General features: G+C 74.8%; 8 protein-coding genes. 3 read left to right on the top strand and 5 right to left on the bottom strand.

What is annotated here, in order from left to right; translation table 11 throughout:
- Positions 1-220 precede the first annotated feature (220 nt).
- Entirely contained in the window at positions 221-1,015 is a 795-nt protein-coding gene (locus tag ABD323_RS38335; RefSeq protein WP_344446733.1) for a TioE family transcriptional regulator, read from the bottom strand.
- 58 nt (positions 1,016-1,073) lie between these two features.
- On the opposite strand from ABD323_RS38335, the gene ABD323_RS38330 reads away from it, so the two are divergent.
- Positions 1,074-2,276 (top strand): erythromycin esterase family protein, encoded by a 1,203-nt coding sequence (locus ABD323_RS38330; RefSeq protein ID WP_344446732.1) that lies wholly within the window; start codon positions 1,074-1,076, stop codon positions 2,274-2,276.
- A 38-nt stretch (positions 2,277-2,314) separates the two neighbouring features.
- Here ABD323_RS38330 and ABD323_RS38325 read toward each other — a convergent pair whose 3' ends face one another.
- The gene (locus tag ABD323_RS38325) at positions 2,315-3,157 is read right to left on the bottom strand and encodes an EamA family transporter (protein WP_344446731.1); all 843 of its coding nucleotides are present in this window, start codon (positions 3,155-3,157) and stop codon (positions 2,315-2,317) included.
- 251 nt (positions 3,158-3,408) lie between these two features.
- A complete protein-coding gene (locus ABD323_RS38320; protein WP_344446730.1) occupies positions 3,409-4,176 on the bottom strand; it encodes a GntR family transcriptional regulator in 768 nt (255 codons plus the stop codon).
- 305 nt (positions 4,177-4,481) lie between these two features.
- Between ABD323_RS38320 and ABD323_RS38315 the strand changes: the two genes are divergently transcribed.
- On the top strand, positions 4,482-5,132 hold the full coding sequence (locus ABD323_RS38315; protein ID WP_344446729.1) for a LamG domain-containing protein: 651 nt from the start codon (positions 4,482-4,484) through the stop codon (positions 5,130-5,132).
- Positions 5,133-5,151: 19 nt separating this feature from the next.
- Here ABD323_RS38315 and ABD323_RS38310 read toward each other — a convergent pair whose 3' ends face one another.
- On the bottom strand, positions 5,152-5,511 hold the full coding sequence (locus ABD323_RS38310) for a PRC-barrel domain-containing protein (RefSeq protein WP_344446728.1): 360 nt from the start codon (positions 5,509-5,511) through the stop codon (positions 5,152-5,154).
- Positions 5,512-5,709: 198 nt separating this feature from the next.
- Between ABD323_RS38310 and ABD323_RS38305 the strand changes: the two genes are divergently transcribed.
- Positions 5,710-6,381 carry a lysophospholipid acyltransferase family protein gene (locus ABD323_RS38305; RefSeq protein ID WP_344446727.1) on the top strand — a complete coding sequence of 224 codons (672 nt, stop codon included), beginning with the start codon at positions 5,710-5,712 and terminating at the stop codon, positions 6,379-6,381.
- Positions 6,382-6,476: 95 nt separating this feature from the next.
- Here the strand turns inward: ABD323_RS38305 and ABD323_RS38300 are convergent.
- Positions 6,477-7,342: hypothetical protein (locus tag ABD323_RS38300; RefSeq protein WP_344446726.1), on the bottom strand; the 866-nt coding region annotated here is incomplete at its 5' end.

Raw genomic sequence — 7,342 nt, 5'->3', positions numbered from 1 at the left:
GGCGGGCTCCTTCGGGCGCGGGGCGGGCGCTCGAATGAGCGCTAGATGTTCGATTGAGTAGAGGATCTAGTCCCTAGATGTTCTAGCGACTTGCTCTGAGATGACCATACGGACGAGGTCGCTAGAATGTCAAGAGAAATCGCGCCGGGATGTCGGCCCCGATCCGGGGCATGCCGAAGCGGGCCGTGGCGCCCGTTCGCCCCGGACGGTGATCCGCGGTTCAGTCGCGCTCGCGCAGGTACCGCTCCAGCTCCGCGGCCCCGGTCAGCAGCGCCCGGCCGCGGGCGGCCAGCCGGTCGTGCCAGTCGCCCAGCGCGGCCTCCAGCGGCTCCCGTCCGCCGGCCGCCCGCAGCTGGGCGATCAGCGGCGCGATCTGCTCCAACAGGTAGCCGCCGCGCCGCAGTTGGTGGGCCACCTGGGCGTCCCGCACGGCGGCCTCGTGGTAGACGCGGTAGCCGGTCCGCGGGTCGCGGTGCGGCTGCACCAGCCCGGCGCGCTCCCAGGCGCGCAGCGTCGCGGGGCGGATCCCGAGCCTGCCTGCCAGCGGCCCGATGAATGTGCCGCCCGCTCGGGTGCCGCCCGCTCCGGACGCCGCTCCCGAGCCCGCCCCGGACGCTGTTCCCGACCCCGCTCCGGACCCCGCCGCGCTCGCCGGCGCCGTGCTGGGCCCCAGGTCGCGCAGGGCGTCCTCCACGGCCCGGAGGGTCCGCCGGTCGTCGAGGAGTTGGACGTGGCTCTCGTCGATGAGGCGGAACGCCTCGTCCTCCGCACCCCGGTTCACCGCCCGCAGGATCGACGTCGCCGCCGGGTGGCCGTGGCCGGGCAGCAGGGCCAGGAAGGCGCGCAGGGCCCCGGCGTGCAGCGAGGTGTAGGTCCGGTAGCCGTGCGGCGTGCGAGCGGCCGGCGGCAGGATGCCGGCCTCCTCGTAGTTCCGGACCGCCTGCGTGGACAGACCGTGCCCGCGCGCCAGGTCGATCGGCCTGAGCCGCTCACCGCTTTGAAGGTTTCGCCCCATCGGCCCGCCCATGTCGCGCAGAAGTTTCCACCGGGGCTTCAACGATAGCGTTGAGGTCATGGCTACCGACATCAAGGACACCATCCGTCCCCTCACGTCCGCCGCCGTCCTGGGGCTGCTCCCGGCCCGGCCCCGGCTGCTCGCGCTGGGCGAGCCCACCCACGGCGAGGGGACGCTGCTCGAACTGCGCAACGAGCTCTTCCGGCAGTTCGTCGAGCAGGAGGGCTACCGGACGATCGCGATCGAGAGCGACTGCCTGACGGGCCTGCTGGTGGACGACTACGTCACCTCGGGCACGGGCAGCCTCGACGCGGTCATGGCGCACGGGTTCAGCCACGGCTGGGGCGCGTTCGCCGCCAACCGCGAGCTCGTGCGCTGGATGCGCGCCCACAACGAGGGCCGGCCCGCGGCCGATCGGCTCCGCTTCGCCGGGTTCGACGGCCCGCTGGAGATCACCGGTGCCGCGAGCCCCCGGCAGGCCCTCGGCGCCCTGCACGGCTACCTCGCCGCTCTGGTGGACGCTCACCTGCTCCCCTGCGACGCCGCCGTGCTCGATCGCCTGCTCGGTCCGGACGACCGGTGGACCGAACCCGCCGCGATGATGGACCCGACCCGGTCCGCGGGCCGCTCGCCCGAGGCCGGGGAGCTGCGGCTGCTCGCCGACGAGCTGGTGGCGCTGCTCGACGAGCAGACCCCGCACCTGATCGCGGCGACCTCGCGGGACGCCTGGGAGAGGGCGTGCCTCCACGGGCGCACGGCGACCGGCCTGCTGAGCTACCACCACGCGATGGCCGACACCTCACCGGCCCGGATGACCCGGCTGCTGGGCGTGCGGGACCGGATGATGGCCGACAACCTGCTCGCCGTCGCCGCCCGGGGCCCGGTCCTCGTCCACGCCCACAACGCCCATCTCCAGCGGGAGAAGAGCTCGATGCGCATGGGCGGGGAGCCGCTGGAGTGGTGGAGCGCCGGCGCGCTGGTCAGCGCCCGGCTCGGCGCGCAGTACGCGTTCGTGGCCACGGCCCTCGGCACGATCCGGCACCGGGGGGTGGACGTGCCGCCGCCGGACAGCGTCGAGGGACTGCTGTACGCGCTGCCGGACGACCAGTGCGCCGTCGACGCCAGGGGGTTGGCCGCCGCCCTCGGTGACCCGCTCCCCGCGCCCCGGGTGTCCCCGTGGTTCGGCTACGCCCCGCTCGACCCGGCCCACCTGGCGGGCGGCGACGGCCTGGTGTTCGTCAAGGACGCCCGGCCGAGCTAGAGGCCGGCCGGCCGGCCGGCCGGGCCGGACCCGGGGCCTCAGATGCTGACCAGCAGGATCCCGGTCGTCACCACGGCGGCGCAGATCACCCGGTTGCGGCCGAAGGCCTCCTTGAAGACCAGCGTCCCGATGCCCGCGGCCAGCAGCACGCTGGTCTCGCGCAGCGCCTCCACCCGGGCGGCCGCGCCGAGCGACAGGGCCCAGAGGATGAGCCCGTAGGAGAGCAGGGCGTTGACCCCGCCGAAGAGCCCGACCTTCCAGTCGCGGCGCAGGTGCCGCAGCACCGCGCGCTTGCGCACGAGCAGGGCCAGTGCGGGCATCGGCACGCTCTCCGCCACGAAGAGGTAGACGCCGTAGCTGGCCATCGAGGCGCCGGAGTGCACGCCGGCGGCGTCCGAGGCGGTGTAACCGGCCACCGCGAGCCCGGCGGCGACCGCGAAGGCCACCGGCGCCAGGCGGGTGGCGCCGAGCCGGTCGCAGAGCACCAGGCCGATCACCCCCAGCGAGATCAGCGCCACCCCGCCCCAGGCCGCGGCGCTGAGCGGCTGGCCCAGCGCCAGCACCGAGATCACGGCCACCGCCAGCGGCGGCACGCCCCGGATCAGCGGGTACATCAGCCCGAAGTCGCCGAGCTGGTAGGCCCTGACCAGGAAGATCCGGTACGCGGTGCAGAGCACGGTGGAGATCAGGATGAAGAGCCAGGCGCGCGCGTTCGGCAGTGCGGTGAACGGCACGGCCGGCGCGCAGACCAGCAGGGCCGTGACGTCGACCATCGCGACCGAAGTGAGCCGGTCCCCACCGGACTTGATCGCGGCGTTCCAACTGGCGTGCAGGAGTGCGGAGGTCAGGGCGAGCAGAGTGGCGAGCAGGGTGCTGGACACGGGTGAGGTACCGTCAATTCCTTGCCGGAGAAGGGGTGTCCGCCCGGACGCTTCGGGGCACGGCGCAGCGCGGTGTGGCGTTGGCAGTGGCATGGTGTCGGCGTTCGCGGTGGCCTGGTGCGCGGTGGCGCGAGGTCCGGCGGCAGGGCTCGAAACTAGCACCGGGCGCCGCGGGCTCCCAAGAACTTGTCTGTACAAGTTGGCGGTCCCGCGGCGGTCGGGCGGCCCTTCGGCGGCAGTGGCTCAGCGGGTCAGCGGCTACGCCGGGCGTGCCGGGAGAGGCTGGAGGAGGCGTGCGAGTTGTGCACGCTGAAGGCCACCGTGCCGGGCAGGTAGTGGTCCTGGGACCACTCCACCGGGATGCCGTTGGAGTCGGTGGTGCGCCGCCGCTCGCGCAGCAGTGAGCTGCCGCGCCGGCAGGACAGCAGCTTGGCGTCGCGGGCGTCGGCCGGGACCACGTCGATCACGTGCTGGGCGTCGGCGAAGTAGATGCCGTGCTGGCGCAGCTTGTCGCTGTGCGAGACGGCGTCGAAGGGCAGTTCGGCGACCAGCGAGCCGACCCGGGCGGGGTAGCTGGTGTGCTCCACCATCACCGGCGTACCCGCCAGCGTGCGCAGCCGGACCGCCGCGTACACCTCCGCGCCCGACTCCAGGCGCAGTTGCTCGCACTCGATCGAGTCGGCCGGGCGGCGGACCAGGGAGTGCAGCAGCCCGCCCGGCTCCTGGCCGATCGAGCGGGCCCACTGGGTGAAGCTGAGCATCTCGGAGAAGCTCTGCACCCGGGCCGTGCCGAGCACCACCCGTCGGGTGCCGCGGCGCGAGGTCACCAGGCCGTCGGTCCGCAGGATGGCGAGCGCCTGGCGCAGCGTGCCGCGGGAGACGTCGTAGTGCCGCGCGAGCTCGGCCTCGGTCGGCAGCTGGCCGGCCGGCCCGTAGCGGCCCGAGGTGATGGCCTGCCGCAGGTCCTCGGCGACCCTGCGGTAGAGCGGGCCAGCCGTGCGATCCGACTCCGGGGCCATGTCAGCCGGCGTCCTTCCAGGTGCGGTGCCGAGGCGGTCCCGGCGTCTCCATGCCAGCGAGGATAGTCGGCGCACGTGGCGGTGCAGCTGGCGGTGCAGGTGGCGGTGCAGGTGGCGGTGTGGCCGGCCGTGTGGATGGCGCGGGTGGCGAGCGGGTGGCGGCACGGCCGGGGCGGCGCGCGGGAGTCGGTGAATCCGGAGCCTCTCGTTCGATTATCGCTCTGCGTGCTGGGCATATCACTCTGCGAAGGCAAGGGGTGGGGAGCAGGGGGACACGGTGACCGGCGTGACGTCAGGAGGCAGCGGTGACAGTGGTCTTCGATGCGGATTTCGGTTCGGCGACCCAGTGGGTGGCGGGGCGCAGCAGCGCCTATCCCCACCTGGGCCCGACCAACCGGCCCGACCACAAGCTGGACTACCTCAGCCGGGCCTACTGCCCCGGCGGGGTCTTCGCGGCCACCCGGCGGCCGGGCAGCTCGCTGTGGAACACCAACCTGCTGACCACCGAGGGCAGTCCGCAGGGATTCCAGCTCCGAACCGGCGACCTGCTGCAGGCCGAGGTGGTGCTGCCCACCGGGCTCGGCGCCTGGCCGGCCATCTGGACCTGGCGCGACGGCGGCAACGAGGTCGACGTCTTCGAGTACCACCCGGACCACCCGGACCTGTTGGAGGTCACCAACCACGTCGGCGGCGGCTACCGCTACTGGCACGGCGCGGCGGCCGGCGTGGCGCCCGGCGCGACGGTGGAGCTGCGGACGAGCTTCGGCGCCGACTCGGTGGACTGGTACGCCAACGGGGCCCTGGTCTACTCCGACCAGCACGGCGTCGGCGCCGGCTGGCACGCCTACCTGATCGTCAACCTCTCGGTCTCGGACGGGACGTACCACCCGGCGCCGCCCACCCTCGGTCCGCACCGGCTGAGTTGGACCTGCCGCAGCCTGCAGGTGAGCCGCTGAGGCCGGGGCGGGCCGGTGCTCAGGGGCGGGCCAGCCGCCGCTCGCCGCCCGCGCCGGTCTCGTAGGGGAGTTCGTAGTGCGCGAAGACGGCGGGCTCCTCCTCGGCGGGCAGCACGTCGTCGGTGCCGATCGAGGGCGCGGAGCGGACCAGCGCGCGGGGGTAGCCGACCATCAGGTAGCCGGGGCCGACCGTGGCCCCGGCCAGCGGGGCGAAGACCAGCCGTCTGCGGGTCGGCAGCCCCACGGTGACCGTGGCGAAGGACGGCTGGTCGGTGGCGGTGTCCACGTAGACCGCCTCCAGCGAGCCGATCCGGTGGCGCTGCGGGTCGACGACGTCGTGCCCTCGCCACTCCCTGATGTCCCCTGCTTCGAACGCCACCGCGCCCTCCTCGGTCCGGGTTCCCGTTCCATCCTCGCGGGTCGGCGGCGGTCCGGCACGGCGGGCGGCCCGGCACGGCGGACAGCGCCACGGCGGTCCCGTGGCCGGGGGAACTGAGTACCCCGACTCAGGCGCCCGGGGGAGCGGGGGAGGAGGATCGGGCTCGCGCACCACCCGCCCGGGCCCGAAGGAGCTCCCATGCTCAGCCGCATCGCCACCGCCGTCGTCCCCGTCCTGGGCGGCCTGACGATCACCGAGGACGCCGACGCCGTGCTCGCCCCGGGCAGCATCATCGCGGCCAACCACACGTCGCTGGCCGACCCCGCGATCGTGCTGGCGGCCCTGCACCGGCTGGGCGTGCGGCCGGTGGTGCTGGCCACCGCCGGCCTGTGGCGGATCCCGGTGCTCGGCCGCGCGCTGGTCCGCGAGGGACACGTTCCGGTGCGCCGCGGGACCAGCCGGGCCGCCGAGTCGCTGGAGGGCGCGGCCGCGGCGCTCGCCGCAGGCCGGCTCGTGCTGCTCTACGGCGAGGGCGGCCTGCCGCGCCGCCGGGACGCCGGGGAGCAGGTCCCCGGCTCCTTCCGCAGCGGTCTGGCCCGGCTCGCCCAGGCCACCGCCGCGCCCGTCGTCCCGCTCGGCCAGGCCGGCGCCCGCCGGCTCAGCTCGGGCGGCACGGCCAAGCAGCTGGCCGGACTCCTCACCGCCCCGCTGCGCCGCCCCGGCTTCCACGTGCACATCGGCGCCCCGGTCCACCTCACGGGCGACCGCACCACCGCCGTCGCCACCGCCCGCACGGCCGTCACCGCGGCCTGGCGGCACGCGGCCGAGCAACTGGGCGAGCCGGTGGGGCCCCTCGACGCGGTCGGCTAGCCGGAGCCGGAGCCGGAGCCGGAGCCGGAGCCGGAGCCGGAGCCGGAGCCGGAGCCGTGCCCGCCTGGCCCGCCGCCGACAGCCCGGCCGCCCGCCTACACCGCCGCCTTCGCCGTCGCCGCGGCCCGCAGCGCGGTGCGGCGCGCGCGGGCGAACATCCCGGCCGGCCGGCCGTAGTTCGTCCAGGGCTCCGGGATCGCGCGGCCGAGTCCGTGGAAGTGCGGCAGCGCCTGGCCGGCCTGCCCGCTGCGCACCAGGCCGTAGGCCAGCCACCCCCGCGCCTCCCGCAGGCGGTTGTGGTCCGTGGGCGCCGCCGCGAGGTCGGCGTCCAGGGCCTCCAGAGCGGCGCGGTACTCCGGGCCGCGGCGCGCCGAGATCGGCAGGTCACCGCTCAGGGTGTGCTCCCAGTAGGCGGACATCCTCAGGGTGGTGAGCAGACTGCCGGGCGCGGCGGCCCCGATCGCCCGGTCCGCGAAGGCGTACATCAGCTCGTGGCTGCCGTGCCACTTGGCGCACCAGTACTGCAGCGCGCGGTGGTACGCCCGCCAGTGGGTGGGGTCGCGGTCCACGATCTCGGCCCAGAGCCGATGGAAGGCCTCGTTCGACCAGTTCAGTCCCATGGCGATCGACACCTGGACCACCCAGGGGTTGGGGTCCTCGGCCGGTGCGAGCCGGACCGCGTCCAGCGCCGCCTCCTGGGCCAGGAGCAGGAGGCGGTGGAAACCCTCCCACTGTTCCTGGCTCACCCGGGCGGCTCGCCGGCTCGTGCGGACCTGCCAGGCCGCGACGACCAGTGACTCGGCACGCACCAACGCCGCCGGTCCGTTGTCGGGCTCCTCGCGGAGCCACGCGTCGAGCCAGTCACCGTGCTGCGCCGCCAGGTTGCCGAAGGCGACCGTTCGACTCCAGCGCAGGTCCCAGTCGGTGCCGTCGCCGCCCAGCAGGGCGGGGGCGGGGCCGC

This window comes from Kitasatospora nipponensis (genome assembly GCF_039528135.1).
GTDB classification, from domain to species: domain Bacteria; phylum Actinomycetota; class Actinomycetes; order Streptomycetales; family Streptomycetaceae; genus Kitasatospora; species Kitasatospora nipponensis.
Note: the sequence above shows the minus strand (reverse complement) of the source record. Positions and strands in the feature narration are given on the sequence as shown.